This is a genomic window from Tibeticola sediminis, assembly GCF_003843835.1.
GTDB lineage: Bacteria > Pseudomonadota > Gammaproteobacteria > Burkholderiales > Burkholderiaceae_C > Tibeticola > Tibeticola sediminis.
In genome coordinates, this window is sequence record NZ_RKQL01000005.1 from 192,294 (window position 1) to 208,716 (window position 16,423).

Consider the following 16,423-nt stretch of genomic DNA (forward strand, 5'->3'; position numbering starts at 1 on the left):
TCATTCAAACAACTCGCGTTGCAGGGCCGAGGGGGTTTCGGCACTGCGGCAGCGCGGGCGCTGGGTGGGTGGCAGCCCGCTCTTGCGTGAGCCGTGACGTTGCTGCACGGCGTCGGCCTCGGCGCGCGCCTCGGGCTGGCGGCGCAGGGCATAGAGGCGCGTCTTGGCTTGGGCGAGCGCCGCCCGCTCGTCCACGATCGGCGGCGGATAGTTGCGTGTGCCCCATTCGGGCAGCCAACGGCGGATGAAGCCGAAATCGGGGTCGTGGTCGCGCTGCTGCTTGGTGGGCGAGTAGATGCGCAGCGTGTTGATGCCGGTGGTGCCCGATTGCATCTGCATCTGGCTCCAGTGGATACCGGCCTCGAAGTCGAGGAACTGGCGCGCCAGATGCAGGCCCGGCGCGCGCCAGTGCAGCCACAGGTGGTAGGCGGCAAAGCTCACCAGCATCGCGCGCATGCGGAAGTTGATCCAGCCGGTGGCGTTGAGGCAGCGCATGCAGGCGTCCACCATGGGAAAGCCGGTGCGCCCCTCGCGCCAGGCGGCGAACAGCTGGGGGTTGGGCTCTGGGTCGCGCAGGCCGTCGTAGGCACGGGCGAAGTTGTGGAACTCGATGCCCGGCTCGTCTTCGAGCTTTTGCATGAAATGACAATGCCAGCGCAGCCGCGCGGCAAATCCGTCGAGATGGCGCGCGAAGCTCTTCGCCTGCGGCGTGCCTGCGGCGAGCAGTTCGGCGATGCGCTGCGCGGTCGCCTGATGCACCTGCCGCATACCGATCATGCCGAAGGCGAGGTAGGCCGACAGGCGCGAGCAGTCCTGCTCGGCGCGCAGCGGACTGGAGAGGTTGAAGCGGTAGCCCTCGCCGCGCGTGGACAAAAAGCTCTGCAGCGTCTGCCGCGCCGCGGCCTCGCCCGCAGCCGGTGTGGGGCGCTCGGCAGGCAGGCCGAGTTCGACGAGGCTGGGAAATTCGCCCCGGTCCGGCCAGCGGCGCATGGTCGGCGCAGCGCAGGTCGCGTTTGAACCAGACGAGGGCGCGGGGCTCGGGCATGAGCGCAGTCGTCGGCGGAAGCGGCCCAGCTCAGCCTCTCAGCGCTGATTCAGGCCCGCCGGGGCATCCACGGCGTGCTTAAGCAGGTCGTCGAGGAACAGGCTGTCGAGCACTTTTTCGCTGGTGGCGGCCAGCACCACCTTGGGCGCGACGCCGGCGTCCAAAGCCTCCTGCCAGCGGCCCGCGCAGACGCACCAGCGGTCGCCGGGCTTGAGGCCGGGAAAGCGCCACTCGGGCCGCGGGGTGATGAGGTCGTTGCCCTGCGCGCGGGTGAATTGCAGGAAGCGCTCGTCCATCACCGCGCAGACGCCGTGCACGCCGGCGTCCTGCCCGACGACGCTGCAGAAGCCGTCGCGCGCATAGCCGGTGAGCGGTGCGGTGCTGCAGGGTTTGAGCGGGGTGCCGAGCACATTGAGCCCGCGCGGCTCGGTGGGGGTGTGTGGGCGTTCGGCGGTCATCGGATCCTCCTTCCAAGCCATGAAATCCGACCCCGCCGCGATCGGCGATGTGGCCGCCGCGAGCATCAGCGCCAGCAGCGAACCGGCACCCATAAAACCCGAGCGGCTGTAATCGGTGCGGCGAAGTCGTTTTGTGAACGGGTCGTTCATGGCGCACAGTGTAGACCGTTTCCACGCACGAATGCACCGACGCTGCCAATCCCCAGCCTCTCAGCCCCGCCAGCACTCGCCGGTGGGGGTGGCAAGGCGTTCGGCGCGGCCCAGGGCTTCGAGGGTTTCGAGGATGCGGGGCAGGCTTTTTTTCCACGGGCCGCGGCCTTTGAAGCGCGACTCGATGGCGGAGATCGGCACCGGTGCTGCGGCGCGCTCGAGCATCTCGGCGACGGCGCGCACCTGCTCGGGCAGGCTGGCGGGCCAGGGCAGGGGCGGCTCGGCGGCGGGTGTGGGTGTGGGTGCCGGTGCGGACGTGGCTGCGAGTGGCCGGTGGGCCGCGCCGTCGCCAGCGGGGTTCGGAGTGGCTTCGTCGGCAGGTTTTGAAGAAAAAACCCCGGAAGCCCGGCGTGAATTGCCGCTTTCTTGCTCTAGATTTAGAAGCGCCGCGGTGGGGCTTGCGGCCTCGGTGGGCGCGGCGGTGGGGGCCTGGAAGTCCGGGCGCAGCCAGCGGATGTTGCCGCGGGCTTCTTCGGCGGCGCGGCGCGCATTGCAGGCGACAAGCCGCGCGAGGAGCTCCTCCTCGGCGGCGGCCTGTTCGGGCGGCTTGTCCGGTAGCGGCGTGGTGGCACCGGGGCGGCCCACCAGGGGCGCGGCCAGATCGCTCCAGCCGTAGGCGGCCAGTACCGCCTCGTCGAGCTCGTCGTGCAACGAGGCCAGCACCGACACCAGCCCGGCCTGATGCACGGCTTGCTCCTTGGGGCTGAGGGACTGGCCCGCACGCAGCGCCTCCAGCACGTTGTAGAGGCCAGTGAGGGTGAGCTCGGCATGCGCAGCGAGCACGCGCTTGCGGTGCGCGTCGATGGCCTCGGCGCGGTGGCGGATGCGCTCACGCAGCGCGTCGGTCAGGCCGGTATCGGCATCGGGGAAGGGGAAGGTTTCGAAGCAGCGGGTTTTGGCGTAAACGGAATCGTTGCCGACGCCCAACCAACTTCCACTTCGCATGGCCCACAACGCATGAACTCGCGAGGACAGCACGCCCAAGAAAAAACCATCGTCCAACGCGAAATTGATCAGCCTGTGGTCCGGCAGGATGGCGGCGTCGAGGAACTGAAAGAGGCGGTGCTTGGCGGTTTCGACAGTGGCGATATAGCGGTGCAGGTTCGCCGACATCGCGCGCCAGCCCTGGCGCGGTTCGCCAAATAGCCACCAATCCCTTTTGAGCTTGGGTCGGTTGTTTTGGTCGCGCTCAGGTTTGACTCGCTCGAATACCCACTGGAAAACTGCCGGGTAGCGGCTGCGCACTTCCTCGGCGGTGAGGCCGAACAGGTCAATGACCATGACACCGCGCGGCTTGTCGGTCAGGTCGCGGCCATTGCGGTAGGGGCGAATATGGCGCTCCAGATCTGGCACTTGGCCCAAGCCGAGCGCTGTCGCATCCTCTGGCGACACGATGAACCCGCTGCCTGCCAACATCACGCCGTTCGAGCTGATGCGCGCGTTTGCGGCCAATGCCACCGCTCCCGCCACATCCGCCCCGATGGTGAGGTCGGCGTGGATGCGGCCTTCGCGGGCGGCGAGGGTGACGTCGAGCGCATCCTCGCCGGTTTCGCGCTCGGCGATCACGGTCTGCAACAGGCCCTCTCCCGCATCGAGGCTGCCCACGGTCATGGCAATGCGCACGGCAGCCCCGTCGGCGGCATCCACCCAGGGGTGGTCGGGGATGGCAAAGGCCAATCGCAGCGGGTTTGGCGCCGCCTTCAGGTGGGCTTCGACGACGCGGCGGTTGAAGGTCTGGCGCAGGCTGTTGGTGGTGATGAAGCCAAAGCGCCGCGCGCGCCCCTCGCGCACGGCCAGCGCGGCGATGTGCCACCAGTACATGACAAAGTCGGCGCTCTCGGGCACTTCGGGCCAGGCGGCGCGCAGCGCGTCCACATAGCCGTCGCCGAGGGCACGGCGCTTGGCTTTGTCACCGATGAACGGCGGATTGCCGAGGATGAAGTCAGCCTCGGGCCAGGTGGCCGGACGCGGGTTGACGTAGCGCTCGATGGGCACGCGGGCGGTCTCGTCGGGCACCGGCTCGCCGGTGGCGGGGTGGGGTTTGGTGGTCACGCCGTCCCAACGGGTGCGCGGCTGGCCGTGGGCGTCGGTTTCGTAGTCGATGCGGTCGTAGGCGAGCAGCGCGTCGCGGTGTTCGATGTTGCGCCAGTCGTGCAGCACCGGCTCGGCGACGCTGGAGCGGCCCTGGGTGCGCACCTGCCATTGCAGCCAGCCGATCCACAGCACCAGTTCGGCAAGGGCCGCGGCGCGCGGGTTGGTTTCGATGCCGCGCAATTGCTGCACGGTGACGGTTTCGCCCTCGAGCCCGAGGCGGGCCTGGGTGTCGCCGAGCTGTTCGAGGGTGTCGAGCACTTCGGCTTCGAGGCGCTTCAAGTGTTCGAGCGTGACGTAGAGGAAGTTGCCGCTGCCGCAGGCGGGGTCGAGCACGCGGGTGGTGCAGAGCTGGTGGTGAAAGCGCCGCACTTCGGCGCGCGCGTCGGCCAGTCGGGCTTCGCGGGCTTTGCCGTCGAGGGTATCGGCCTCGCGCGCGAGCAGCAGCGCGGCGGCCTGCGCATGGGCCCAGTCCGCGCGCAGCGGCTCGATGACGGTGGGCAGCACCAGCCGCTCCACATAGGCGCGCGGCGTGTAGTGCGCGCCGAGCGCATGGCGCTCGGTGGGGTCGAGCGCGCGCTCGAGCAGCGTGCCGAAGATGGCGGGCTCCACCTCCTGCCAGTTGGCCTGCGCGGCGCGCAGCAGGCCGTCGATTTGCTCGGGCGTGAGCGGCAGCACATAGTCGTCGCCCGCCGCGCCTTTGAACAGCTTGCCGTTGAAGCGCAGCACTTCGGCGGCAATCGCCGCGTTGAAGCCGCCTTCGTCCATGGCCCGCCAGAACACGCGCAGCATCTGGGTGAGCGTGGCGCCTTGAGTGCGGTATTGGCGCAGCAGCCGCGTGAAGGCGCCTTCGGGCGCGCTCTCAGGTGCACCGGTGGCGCTGGGCAGCGCGCCGGGCGGCGTGGCGTGTTCGGGCAGCAGGCCCACGTCTTCGGCGAACATCGAGAACAGGCAGCGCGTGAGGAAGGCCGCGACGGTTTCGGCGCGGTGGCCGGCGGCTTCGAGGCTGCGCGCGAGTTCGGCGAGTTCGGCGGCGACTTCGCGGGTGACGCGGGCGCTGAGGCGCGCGGGGTCGAGCGCGAGCGGATCGAGCCAGAGCAGGCGCAAGCGCTCGCGCAGGGCGGCGTCGGCGAGCTGTTCGAGCCGGATGCGGTGGCTGCGCGCGTCGGGGTAGGGGGTGTAGGTGGCGCCGCTGCGGGTGAATTCGGCGTAGAGCTCGATGACATGGCCGACGTCGACCACGACGACGAAGGGCGGGCGGCCTTCCTCGGCAGGCAACGCGCGGGCGTAGTCCTCGGCCTGCTGGCGTGCGCGCAGCAGCGCGCCGTCGAAGCTGCTGGCGCGGCCGCGCAGCTTTTTGGCTTCGAGCACGAAGGCGCCGCGCCGGTAGCAGTCGATGCGCCCGGCGCTGGTGCTGCCGTCGCCGTGGCGGAAGGTGACGGGTTTCTCGAAGGTGTAGCTGCCGTCGCCCGCCGGGTCGGGCGCGGGCACGCCCAGCAGACCGCAGAGTTCGGTGATGAAGGTTTGCGCGCTGGCGAGTTCGCTGGCGGTGACGCCGCGCCAGCGCTCGATGAAGGCGGCAGCGGCCAGCGTTTCGGCGGCGGGGTCGCGGCGCTCGGGCGCGGTCGCGGTCAGGGTCGGGGCGGGATGCGCAGGGCTGGAGGGCGGCAGCATGGCGCGATCATAGCGGCCCAGGCGGTGGCCTAAAGGTGTCTGGTGACTTCAAAAAAAGGAGCGTAAGAGCACCGTTTGACGCTGGGGTTCGGCGGTTTTTCTTGAAAGTCAGCCCTTGGATGCCGTGTGGCGGCGCAGCCAGTCGGCATAGGCCTCTTCGCTGAGGTCGCCGGCGGCGAGGGCGAGCATGGTGAGCACGCAGTCGGCATCGGTGGCCGTGAGTGTCTGACCGTTCAGACGCAGGAACAGCGCGGCCGCGACGAAGGCGGTGCGCTTGTTGCCGTCGAGAAAAGGGTGGTTGCGCGCGATGCCGTAGGCGTAGGCGGCGGCCAAGGCGGCGGCGTCGGGCTCGCCATAGGCGTCGAGGTGCTGCGGGCGGCTCAGCGCCGAGTCGAGCAGGCCGAGGTCGCGCGCGCCGCTGAGGCCGCCGTGCTCGGCCAGCTGCGCGTCGTGGATGGCGAGAATGACCGCGCGGTCGATCCAGACCCAGCGGTTCATTTGGCGAGCTCGTGCAGCACGTTGCGGCGCTCTTTCATGATCTCGCGCGCGATCCGCATCTGCGCTTCGAACTCAGGGTTGTGCACGGTGATGCGCAGCCCGTCGGGCGTTTCCGTGACGTATAGCTCGTCGCCTTTGTCCAGATGCAGCCGCGCCAGCAATTCCTTGGGGAACACGGCGCCGACCGAATTGCCGATTTGCGTGAGCTTGAGCATGTGCATGGGGAACCTCCGTTATTACGGATGTAATACTAACCGACCCCGGCCTGAGCGGCAAGCGGCTCGCCCGCGGCCGGACGGTTCGGCCTGCGGGCGAGGCGTCGTCAATCTTCGAGGCCGAGCGCGCGCAGCCGCTCGCGCAGGCGCTGCACTTCTTCGATCAGGTCGGCGGTGAGGGCGGCGATTTCGGGCGGTGCGTCGAACATGCGCTCGAGCTCGGCGAGGCGCCGCGCGCGCACGAGGCTCGCGCTGGCAAAGGTCCAGCGCCCGGGCGGGCTGCCGGGCGCGAGGTCGAGGAAGCCGGCTTCGACATGCGCGCTCACCCATTGCGGCGACACCGCGCAGGCGCGCGCGAGGGCTTCGATGTCGAGCGTGTGGTCGTCGAGAAACTGGCAGACGGTTTCAGCGATCAGGTCGGTCATGATGCGTGCGTCCTTTCCCTTACAGGCCAGCGCGCGGGTTGTAGGGCAGTTCGCGCGCCATCGTCTCGTAGATTTCGCGGGCCTTGGGCGTGTCGGCCGGCGGCAGGGTGAGTTCGAGCTCGTAGTAGAGGTCGCCCGGCGTGTCGTTGGGCGTGCGCGCGGGGATGCCGTGGCCCTTGAGGCGCAGCTTGCGCCCCTTCTTCCAGCCCGCCGGCACCTTGACCTGCACGCGGCCCGTGGGCGTGGGCACTTCGATTTCAGCGCCCAGCGCCGCTTCCCAAGGCGTGAGCGGCAGCGTGGCGTAGAGGTCCCGACCCTGCACGCGCCAGCGCGGATGCGGGCGGAAATGCACCTCGAGGAACAGGTCGCCATTGGGGCCGCCGTTGTAGCCCGGCCCGCCGCGACCGGCCAGGCGGATTTGCTGGCCTTCGACCACGCCTTTGGGGATCTTGACCGATAGCGTGTGCGCCTCGGTCACGACATGCCCCTGCGGGTCGAGCTTGGGCGCGCGCAGCGTGAGGGTGCGCTCGGCACCGGTGATCGCGTCCATGAGGTCGAGTTCGATCTTCGCGTGGTGGTCTTCACCGCGGATCGGTCGCGGCTGGCCGCGCGACGCATGCGCCTGCCCGCCGCTGGCACGGGCGCGGGCGGCACGGCCGAAGAGCTGCTCGAAAAAGTCGCTGAAGTCCTCGCCGCCACCGGGGCCGCCGGTGAACTCGAAGCCCGCGTCCCAGTTGGGCGGGGGACGGAAGTCGCCGCCGCCGGCATGGGCGTACTGACTGCCCAGCGCATCGTAGGCGGCGCGCTTCTCAGGGTCGGAGAGCACGGTATTGGCCTCGTTGATCTCGGCCATGCGCTTGGCCGCGTCGGGCTCTTTGCTGACGTCGGGGTGGTATTTGCGGGCCAGCTTGCGGTAGGCCTTCTTGATGTCGTCGACCGAGGCGTTGCGGTCGACACCGAGAATTTTGTAGTAGTCCTTGAATTCCATGCTGGATCCTTCACGGCTGCGGGCTGGGCCGCATCGTAGCGTGGGGGGCTCCGGGCCGAACCCGAAAGCAACATCTGTTCATGTGGTGCCGGCTCGGCAAGGATCAAGAGTTGTCCCCTACGCCCAAAAAAAAGCCCGCGGCCATGCGTCGGCTGCGGGCGCTTGGGCGGGCGGCAGGGGTTGCCGCCGTTGACTCGGGTCAGCCGCCTTGGTGGGCGCGCTTGCCCGGGTTCTTCTTGCTGCGCGTGGCCGGGCCGCGCTCTTTGCTGATGCGCTGGCCGTGGCCGGCCGTGGCAGTGAAGCCGCCGGCCACTTTCGGGCGCGGCGTGGCTTTGCGGTCGGCTTCGGTGACGATCTTGTTACCCATGATGACGTGCTCCTTCGAAACGGGTTGGGTTAGAAATGGCTAATTAGGCCACAGTCCGACCGCTGCCGAGCGACGCATCACGCATAGGTGTCCGCCATCAAGGCGTTGAACCAGGTGTTCATCTGTTTGAAGTTACCGCTGCTCCAGCCCACCGAGGCGCCGCTGGCCGCGGGCACGGCGGCCATGGCGCGCGCCACGGGGTCGTACTGGAACACAGCGGTGAGCCACGAGGCCTGCGTCATGGTGATGGTGGAGTAGCAGGCCGAGTTGGTCACCGGCGCGGGGTCGGGCGCGCTGCCGCCAAGCAGGCGCACGATGGCGTCGGCGCACACTTTGGCCTCCTGGTTGGCGATGTGCCCGGCCTTGGGCTGCGTGGTGGCGGATGCGTCACCGATCACGTGGATGCGGTCGGCACCGCTCACCGTGCTTTGGTAGCTGAGCACATCCACCCCGGCGAAGCGCCCGTTCGTCGCGTTGTTGAGGCCCACGGTGCTCACCAGGCCGCCCGCGCGCTGGCGCGGGATGAGGTTGACGACATTCATGTTGCGCAGCGTGCCGACGGTGGTGACGAGCGACATGGATGCGGGGTCCACCTCGGTCACGGCGGCGTTGGTGTGGTACTCGATCACGCTGCCGTGCAGGTTGAAGAAGGCGTTGGAGAAATTGTCCTTTTCGGTCACGAAGTCGGGGTTGGCATCGAGCACGATGAGCTTTGAGCCCGGCTTCTTCGCCTTGAGCCAGTCGGCGATCAGGCACGCACGTTCATACGGACCGGGCGGGCAGCGGTAGGGCGCTTGCGGGATGGTCAGCACCGCCGTTCCGCCCGCGGGCATGGCCGCGAGCTGGGCGGCGAGCAGCGTGGTTTGCGGGCCGGCCTTCCAGGCGTGGGGCATCCGGTCGGAGTTGCCCAGGCCAGGCACGTCGTCGAACTCGATGCCCGGCGCCATCACCATGCGGTCGGCTGCAAGCGTGGTGCCATCGGCCATCCGAACCTTCATCGCCACCGGGTCCACCGCGACCACGTCGCCGAAAACGGTGGTGATGCCGTACTTGCTGCGCAGCGCGTCGTAGTTGTAGTACTGGCTGGACATGGTGCGCTGCCCGGTGAGCACCAGGCTGCTCATGATGCACGAGGCATAGGTGGGATTGCGGTCGATGAGCGTGACGCCGATGCTGCCGTTGCTCCACAGCCGCAGGTATTTCGCCACCGTGGCGCCACCCATGCCGCCGCCGATGACGATGACGCGGGCTTTGATCGTGTTCGATGGCGGGTTGGTCGGTGTGGGCGTCGGCGAGGTGCTTTTCTCTTTCTTCTTGTCGTCGGCAAGGGCGCTGAGCGAGGCGGCGGCGAGGCTGGCTGCGGCCGCGAGCAGGGTTCTTCTGTCCATGAGTGGGCTCCGTTGATGGGGTTGTGGTTGTGGGTGGCGCGGAATCAGCGCTGCGTGGACAGCCAGGCGGCCAGGGCCTGCAACTGCGCGTCGGTGTAGCCGAAGGCGTGCTTGGTCATGATGCCGTTGCCTTCCTTGCCGGCCTGCATCTCCTTGAGTTCACTGAAGATCTTGCTGGCTGACTTCCCGGCCAGCGTCTCGAAGCCCGGCCCCTTGCCATTGGTGCCATGGCACTGGAAGCAGTTGGAGGCCAGCAGCCGGCCCGGTGGCGGGGTTTGTGCGTAGCCGCTCGCGGCGGCGGTGAGTGCGGCCAGCACGAGGGCGGCGCGCGACAGACGGTGGGTGTGCATCAGGGTTCTCCTTCCTTTGCGGTTGACGGACGTGCGCAGTGTCGAAGCCACACCTGAAGGTCGTCTGAAATGAAGCGTGCGCAAATGTTCTTCTGCGCTTAAACCGGTCAAAATTTGTAGCGCGATCTGACAGAAATACGCTGGGTTCCCGGCGACAAGATTGATAAATGATTACAAACTTAAGACGGTAGGGTTGCGGATTCGCCGCGGGCTTGCCCCAAGACGCGCGAGGTGGGTTGCGGCCCACAATGAGGGGCTTCCACGTCCCGCCCACCCCTCACGGCCATGTCCACCTTGTCTCACCCCGCCGACCTCGACGCCTTCTCGCAGAGCTACCGCGAAGCCCGGGCGAAATTCCTCGACGCCGCAGCGGCGGCCGGGCTTGCGGTGCAGTCCGAACCGCATCCGCTGCCCGGCGCCGACGGCGAGCCGCTGGCGATCGACGTGGTGCGCGACGGCGCGCCCGGGGCCGAGCGCGTGCTGCTGCTGAGCAGCGGCTGTCATGGCGTGGAGGGCTACTGCGGCTCGGGCGTGCAGGTGGCGCTGCTGCGCGACGCGGGCTTTCGCGCAGCGCTCCACGCATCGGGCGTGGCGCTGGTGCATGTGCACGCCATCAACCCGTTTGGCTTTTCGCACACGCGGCGCGCCACGCACGAGAACGTGGACCTCAACCGCAACTTCCACGACTTCTCCCGCCCGCTGCCGCGCAACCCGGCGTATGCGGCGCTGCATCCACTGCTGCTGCCCGCCCGATGGCCGCCGGGCTGGGGCAACCGGCTGGCGATTGCGGGGCTGATCCTGCGCAAAGGCCTGCGCACGCTGCAGCAGGCGGTCTCGGGCGGGCAGTACGAGTACGCCGATGGCCTGTTCTTCGGCGGCACCGCGCCCGCCTGGAGCAACCAGGCGCTGCGGCGCATCCTGCGCCGCGAAGGTGCGCGAGCGCGGCGCATCGGCTGGATCGACCTGCACACCGGCTTGGGCAAGCAGGGCGCGTGCGAGCGCGGTTTCGCCGGCCGTGCCGATGACGATGCCGCCTACGCCCGCGCCCAGGCTTGGTGGGGCGGCGCGGGCGCCACGCCCATCAGCCGGTTCGGGCAGGGCGACTCGGTCTCGGCGGCGCTCTCGGGCCTGATGTGGGGCGCGGTGTACGACGAATGCCCGCAGGCGGAGGTGACTGCCATCGCCATGGAGTTCGGCACCGAGCCGCTGCTCACCGTGCTGCACGCCCTGCGCGGCGAGCAGTGGCTGTGGAACCACCGCGAGGGCGGCGTGCGCCCCGAGCAGGCCGCCGCCCTTCGCCGTGCCCTGCGCGAGGCCTTCTACACCGATACCCCGCAATGGAAAGCTGCCGTCCTTGCCCAGGCGCGCGAGGCGGTGGAGCAAGGTGTGTTGGGTTTGTCTCAATGCTCTTAAAAAAGTAGCGAAAAAGCACTGTTTGACGCTGGCGATCTGGGTGATTACCCTGAAGCGGTCGCGGTTGAAGCCCGCGCGCGTGGGGCGCGACGTGCGGGGACGGTAGGATTGCTGAGGGCCTAACCTTTGTCGCTGCCGCGCCTCTCATGACCCCATCGAATCTGAATCCGCTCGCCGTCCCGGTTCCGCTTCGGCGTGATGCGACCGTCATCGGCCTCGTTGGTCTTGCCCATGCCAGCTCGCACTTCGGTCACTTGCTGCTGCCGGTGATGTTCCCGGTGTTTGCGCGCGAGTTCGGGCTGAGCTATGCGGAACTGGGCTTTCTGATGACGGTGTTCTTCGCCGTCTCCGGCACCGGCCAGGCGACGGCCGGCTTCGTGGTGGACCGCATCGGCGCGCGGCCGGCGCTGTTCGCCTCGCTGGGCCTGTTTCTGCTGGCCTGCCTGGTGGCCTCCGCCGCCAGCGGCTACCCGGCGCTGCTGGCGGTGGCGGTGCTGGCGGGGTTGGCCAACAGCACCTTTCACCCGGTGGACTTCAGCATCCTGAACCAGCGGGTGTCGGCGCCGCGGCTCGGACATGCGTTCAGCGCGCACGGGCTCACCGGCAACCTGGGCTGGGCGCTGGCACCGGCGTATTTCGCAGCCGCCACGGCGCTGTGGGGCTGGCGCGCGGCCTACGTGGGCGCGGCGCTGATGTATGCGGCGGTGCTCGCGCTCCTGGCCCTGCAGCGCGTGCACCTGCGCACCGAGGCGGTTCGCCGCAGCGCCGATGCGCCCAAGGGCAGCGACCTGGCCTTTCTGCGCCTGCCGGTGGTGTGGTGGTGCTTTGGTTTTTTCTTCCTCTCCACCATGACGCTGGCGGTGATCCAGAGCTTCTCGGTGTCGCTGCTCCAGGCCCTGTACGGCGTGACTTTCGAGGCCGCGACGCTCACCCTCACCGCCTACATGCTCAGCGGCGCGGTGGGCATGTTCGTCGGCGGCTTTGTCGCCGCGCGCCACGGCGCGCACAGCGACCGCGTGGTGGCTTTGTGCATGACCGCCGGTGCACTGGGGCTGGCCTTGTGCGCCACCGGTTGGCTTGGTGCCGGCGGCACCATGGCGGTGCTGGCGGCCACAGGCTTTGCCGTGGGTATTGGCGGTCCGAGCCGCGACATGATGATCAAGCGCGCGACGCCTAAGGGCGCCACCGGCCGGGTCTATGGCCTGGTGTACTCCGGGCTGGACGCGGGCTTTGCCGTGTCGCCCCTGATTTTTGGTGGCCTCATGGACCGCGGCTGGTATGGCGCGACACTGGCCGGCGCCGCGCTCGTGCTGCTGCTCAACGTGGGCGCGGCGCTGGCCGTGGGGCGGCGCACAGCGGCGAGGGCTGCAGCTTCGGATCGAGCCTGAACCTCAAGGCAGTCGGTCGCTGGGGTCGGGTCCGCGGCGGGCGGGCGCAGCGGGTTCCGTGTTTTCCCACCACGGCCCCGGCGTGCCGGGGGCGCGGTTGTCGCGGCGGCCGTCCTTATCCTTGGGCGGTTTGCCGTGCGGGTGGTCCAAAGGGTCTTTCTTTGCGTCCGGCGGTCTCGGCGCGGGCGGCAAGGGCGGCGGTGGCGGTCGCTGACCGGGCGGCGGCCCATATCGACGGCGCTCTTCTTCCCGCTGACGTTCCCAGCGGTTGTCGCGGTCGTCGTAGGGTGGCGGCGCCCCATAACCGGGGCCGGCTCGGTGCCCCGGCGGAACCCAGAACCCGGGAACGAAAATCAAGCGGCCATCGCGCTGTTCATAGCGCGGAGGCATCCAGCGGTGATCGTGACCGGGTGGGCGCACCCAACGGCCAGGCACCCAAACCCAACCGTTGCGCCATTCCCAAAAGCCCGCAATCCAAATCGCACCGACGAAGGGCGGCGGGGGAACCCATTCATAGCGGGGCGGCGGTGGCGGTGTGTGGACGATGATCGGTGCCGGTTGCACCACGGTCGCGTCGACCCAGACCGTTCCCGCGGGCGCAGGGGCCACCACCGTTCCGTCTGGCGGTGGATACACCGCGCAGCCACCGAGGACGAGCAAGGCTGCGAGCGGGCCCAATGCGGGCCAGGGGAATCGAGAACGTCGGTGGGACATGGTTCGGGTGGCGTACCAGTAGAAAAAAGTCGATCGGCCTCTCGGCTGGACATGCGATTCGCTGCGGGGGTCGATCGTCCCCGATGGCAACGCTGAATCAGTTCTCCCGATGGCGCGCGCCCGGCTGCGGGATGGGATGCGAAGCGCGCGAGTGACTGGTTCAGCGTTGCCCTCTGACGGGAAACGCGCAGCCTCATCGACTGGCTGACCGCGTCGCGCATCGATTGGAAAACAAATGTGACGACGCGCCCGGCCGCAACGCCTTCAAAATGTGGGCATGAATGCTCCCATCAAGAAGCTTGGCGGCCATTGTCTGGTCGATTGCCTCATTGCGCAGGGGGTGCGGCATGTGTTCGGGGTCCCCGGCGAGAGTTACCTCGCCGCACTCGACGGTTTCCATGCCCGCGCCGACCAGATCCGCTTCATCACCTGCCGGCACGAGGGCGGTGCAGCCTACATGGCTGAGGCTGCGGGCAAGCTCACCGGGCGCCCCGGCGTGTGCTTCGTGACGCGAGGGCCCGGGGCGAGCAACGCGGCTGTTGGCTTGCACACGGCGTTTCAGGACTCGACCCCGATGGTGCTGCTCGTCGGGGATGTCGGCCGCGACGTGCGCGACCGCGAGGCGTTTCAAGAGGTCGATTTTTCCGCGATGTTCGGCCCCGCGACGCGCGGCATGGCCAAGCGCGTCGAGCGGGTCGATGAGGCGCGGCGCATTCCGGAGTACGTAGCGCGCGCGTTCGCCACGGCCCTCAACGGACGACCCGGCCCGGTCGTGCTGGTGTTCCCGGAAGACGTGCTCGCCGAAGCCGTCGAGGCCACGCCGCTCGAGCGGATCGAGGCCGTCCGTCCGGGCGTCGACCGGCAGGCGTTGGCGCGCATGGCAGAACACCTGCGGGCCGCCAAGCGCCCTTTGGTCATCGCCGGAGGAGGGGGGTGGACGAGCGCCGCCGCGCAGCAGCTGCAAGCGTTTGCCGAGTCCTGGAACCTGCCGGTGGCCAACGCATTTCGTTTCCAGGACTGTTTCGACAACCATCATCCCAATTACGCCGGGGATGTCGGCATCGGCATCCAACCCTTGCTCGCCGAGCGCATCCGTTCCAGTGATCTGGTGCTGGCCCTCGGCGCCCGTCTGGGCGAAATGACCAGCGGCGGCTACACGCTGTTTGAGTCACCATTACCGCGGCAGCGGCTGCTGCATGTCCATCCCGACCCCGAGGAACTCAACCGCGTCTATCGGGCCACGGTCGCGCTGTGCTCGGGTATGGAGCCGGTCTGCGAGGCGCTTGCCGCCTTGACGCCTCCGGCCACCCGACCCTGGGACGCCTGGACCAGCGATCTGCACATGGGCTTTGAAGCCAACCGGGAACCGCAGGCGCTGGGCGGTGCGGTCGATCTGGCGCAAATCGTTGCATGCATCGAGCGCTGCGTGGACGCCCAGACGGTGTTGACGAACGGAGCTGGTAACTTTTCCGGCTGGCTGCACCGGTATTTCCGCTATCCGGGCTTGGCGCGCGGTTACAAAACCCAGCTGGCTCCGAGCAACGGCAGCATGGGCTATGGGGTGCCTGCGGGCATTGCCGCGCAAATCATCAGTGGCAGGCCCGTCGTGACGCTCACGGGCGATGGCGACTTTCTGATGAACGGGCAGGAACTCGCAACCGCAGTCCAGTACGGGGCCAAGACCATCGTCGTGCTGTTCAACAACGGAAGTTACGGAACCATCCGTATGCATCAAGAGCGCAGCTACCCGGGCCGTGTGAGCGGGTCGGTGCTGCGCAACCCGGACTTCGTCGCGCTCGCTCGAGCCTATGGCTACGCGGGTTGCCGGGTCGAGCGCACGGCGGACTTCGAGCCCGCGTTCCGCGCCGCGCTTGCGCGTCCAGAGGGAACGCTGATCGAGGTGATGCAAGACCCCCACGTGATCTCGACCCGCGCCACACTCTTCGAGCCACGCGACCCGTCCTGAAAGGGTCCCAAAACAAAAAACCGACGCTGGGCGTCGGTTTTTGAGGGGGCTCAGTCGCTCAAGGCTTGAGATGCTGGTTGATGATCTTGGTCATCTCGAACATGTCGGCCTTGGCTTTTCCGAACAGGGCTTTGAGCTTGGCATCCGCAACGATGATGCGCTTTTGCACCGCGTCTTGCAGCTTGTTGGCCTTGATGTAAGCCCACACGCGCTTGGTCACCTCGGTGCGGGGGTACGGGCCTTTGCCGATGATGGCGGCGAGCGCGTCGCTCGGCGTCATGGGCTTCATGAAGGCCGGGTTCGGCGCGCGCTTGGTCGCAGGTTTCTTGGCAGCAGCCTTCTTGGCCGGTGCAGCCGCTTTCTTGGCGGCAGGGGCAGCCTTCTTCGCCGCCGGAGCCGCTTTTTTCGCCGGAGCCGCGGCGGTCTTCGCCGGAGCGGCTTTCTTTGCCGCGGCGGCCTTCTTGGCCGGGGCCGCTTTCTTTGCGGGAGCTTTCGTTGCAGTTGCCATCGTTTCAGTCCTCTTGTCGATGTGGATCAATCACCAGCGAAAACGGCTTCTCGACTGGCTGCGCCCATGCTAATGGAGAAAACAGCCTGCTCCAAGGGGCACCGGGGCCAAAAAGTCCACATTGAGAAGAAAATCGTTGCCGTTTCCCGACGAATCCATCCGAAGAGGACGATACCCATGACAACGCCCACGCTCCGCAGCCTTGCTTTTTCAACCTGCGATCTCTGTGACGCTCACGAAAACGACCACAGTGGCGCCTTTCGGGTGCTACCGCCGGTGTTCCGCAGCTTTGGCAGCGACGTGCCATTTGCCGGTCCGGTCTACACCTTGCGCTGTGACGAGGACAACTCCCGTGTGCGCGAGGCGGTTCAATCGGCCGGCGAGGGGCGGGTTCTGGTGGTGGCCGGGGGCGGCAAGACCCGGCGCGCCTTGCTCGGCGGCATGCTCGCACGGCTGGCCGCGGAGCATGGCTGGGCGGGCGTTGTCGTCGACGGTGCGGTGCGCGACGTGGCCGAACTGCGCGAGAGCCGCTTGCCGATTCGCGCCTTGGCGCTCATGCCCATGCGCACCGAGAAGCGTGGGGCGGGAGAGGCGGGCATCACCGTCGAAATCCAAGGCGTGAAAATTTCCACGGGCGACTGGCTCTATGCCGATGAAGACGGCATCGTGGTTGCCGATCGACCTCTGCTCGGCAGCGCGGAGCTGAATTGACCGGGGCAACGCGC

General features: G+C 68.1%; 16 protein-coding genes. 4 read left to right on the plus strand and 12 right to left on the minus strand.

The features are described 5' to 3' along the window. The 10 genes from EDC62_RS10950 to EDC62_RS10990 all read right to left on the minus strand — a co-directional run bounded on the left by EDC62_RS10950 (position 1) and on the right by EDC62_RS10990 (position 9,709). A complete protein-coding gene (locus tag EDC62_RS10950) occupies positions 1-990 on the minus strand; it encodes an FAD-binding domain-containing protein (protein WP_124223641.1) in 990 nt (329 codons plus the stop codon). 93 nt (positions 991-1,083) lie between these two features. Next, the gene (locus tag EDC62_RS10955; protein ID WP_342767072.1) at positions 1,084-1,653 is read right to left on the minus strand and encodes a DUF2237 family protein; all 570 of its coding nucleotides are present in this window, start codon (positions 1,651-1,653) and stop codon (positions 1,084-1,086) included. A 60-nt stretch (positions 1,654-1,713) separates the two neighbouring features. Continuing rightward, a complete protein-coding gene (locus EDC62_RS10960; protein ID WP_245968849.1) occupies positions 1,714-5,478 on the minus strand; it encodes a class I SAM-dependent DNA methyltransferase in 3,765 nt (1,254 codons plus the stop codon). A gap of 108 nt (positions 5,479-5,586) precedes the next feature. Further along, positions 5,587-5,976: a type II toxin-antitoxin system death-on-curing family toxin gene (locus tag EDC62_RS10965; protein ID WP_124223646.1), complete on the minus strand. Its 390-nt coding sequence runs from the start codon at positions 5,974-5,976 to the stop codon at positions 5,587-5,589. Next, complete coding sequence (locus tag EDC62_RS10970) at positions 5,973-6,197, minus strand: AbrB/MazE/SpoVT family DNA-binding domain-containing protein (protein WP_124223648.1); 225 nt, start codon at positions 6,195-6,197, stop codon at positions 5,973-5,975. Before EDC62_RS10970 ends, EDC62_RS10965 begins: the two co-directional genes overlap by 4 nt. A 101-nt stretch (positions 6,198-6,298) precedes the next feature. Continuing rightward, positions 6,299-6,616 (minus strand): MerR family transcriptional regulator, encoded by a 318-nt coding sequence (locus EDC62_RS10975; RefSeq protein WP_124223650.1) that lies wholly within the window; start codon positions 6,614-6,616, stop codon positions 6,299-6,301. A 19-nt stretch (positions 6,617-6,635) separates the two neighbouring features. Next, on the minus strand, positions 6,636-7,604 hold the full coding sequence (locus EDC62_RS10980) for a DnaJ C-terminal domain-containing protein (protein WP_124223653.1): 969 nt from the start codon (positions 7,602-7,604) through the stop codon (positions 6,636-6,638). Between the two features lie 199 nt (positions 7,605-7,803). Further along, positions 7,804-7,971 (minus strand): hypothetical protein, encoded by a 168-nt coding sequence (locus EDC62_RS13040; protein ID WP_170159065.1) that lies wholly within the window; start codon positions 7,969-7,971, stop codon positions 7,804-7,806. A 77-nt stretch (positions 7,972-8,048) separates the two neighbouring features. Further along, complete coding sequence (locus EDC62_RS10985) at positions 8,049-9,359, minus strand: FAD-dependent oxidoreductase (RefSeq protein WP_124223655.1); 1,311 nt, start codon at positions 9,357-9,359, stop codon at positions 8,049-8,051. 44 nt (positions 9,360-9,403) lie between these two features. Further along, complete coding sequence (locus EDC62_RS10990) at positions 9,404-9,709, minus strand: c-type cytochrome (RefSeq protein WP_124223658.1); 306 nt, start codon at positions 9,707-9,709, stop codon at positions 9,404-9,406. Between the two features lie 285 nt (positions 9,710-9,994). Here EDC62_RS10990 and EDC62_RS10995 point away from each other — a divergent pair, with 285 nt between their 5' ends. Further along, positions 9,995-11,122, plus strand: coding sequence for a M14 family metallopeptidase (locus EDC62_RS10995; protein WP_124223660.1), 1,128 nt, complete (start codon positions 9,995-9,997; stop codon positions 11,120-11,122). Positions 11,123-11,268: 146 nt separating this feature from the next. Continuing rightward, on the plus strand, positions 11,269-12,510 hold the full coding sequence (locus EDC62_RS11000; RefSeq protein WP_124223662.1) for an MFS transporter: 1,242 nt from the start codon (positions 11,269-11,271) through the stop codon (positions 12,508-12,510). Positions 12,511-12,513: 3 nt separating this feature from the next. Here the strand turns inward: EDC62_RS11000 and EDC62_RS13245 are convergent, their stop codons facing one another. Continuing rightward, entirely contained in the window at positions 12,514-13,224 is a 711-nt protein-coding gene (locus tag EDC62_RS13245) for a hypothetical protein (protein ID WP_124223665.1), read from the minus strand. Positions 13,225-13,501: 277 nt separating this feature from the next. On the opposite strand from EDC62_RS13245, the gene EDC62_RS11010 reads away from it, so the two are divergent. Continuing rightward, positions 13,502-15,190, plus strand: a complete 1,689-nt coding sequence (locus EDC62_RS11010; protein ID WP_124223668.1) for a thiamine pyrophosphate-binding protein — start codon at positions 13,502-13,504, stop codon at positions 15,188-15,190. A 58-nt stretch (positions 15,191-15,248) separates the two neighbouring features. Here EDC62_RS11010 and EDC62_RS11015 read toward each other — a convergent pair whose 3' ends face one another. Continuing rightward, complete coding sequence (locus EDC62_RS11015) at positions 15,249-15,698, minus strand: SWIB/MDM2 domain-containing protein (RefSeq protein ID WP_124223670.1); 450 nt, start codon at positions 15,696-15,698, stop codon at positions 15,249-15,251. Between the two features lie 177 nt (positions 15,699-15,875). On the opposite strand from EDC62_RS11015, the gene rraA reads away from it, so the two are divergent. Further along, a complete protein-coding gene (gene rraA / locus EDC62_RS11020) occupies positions 15,876-16,409 on the plus strand; it encodes a ribonuclease E activity regulator RraA (protein ID WP_124223672.1) in 534 nt (177 codons plus the stop codon). Positions 16,410-16,423: the final 14 nt, after the last annotated feature.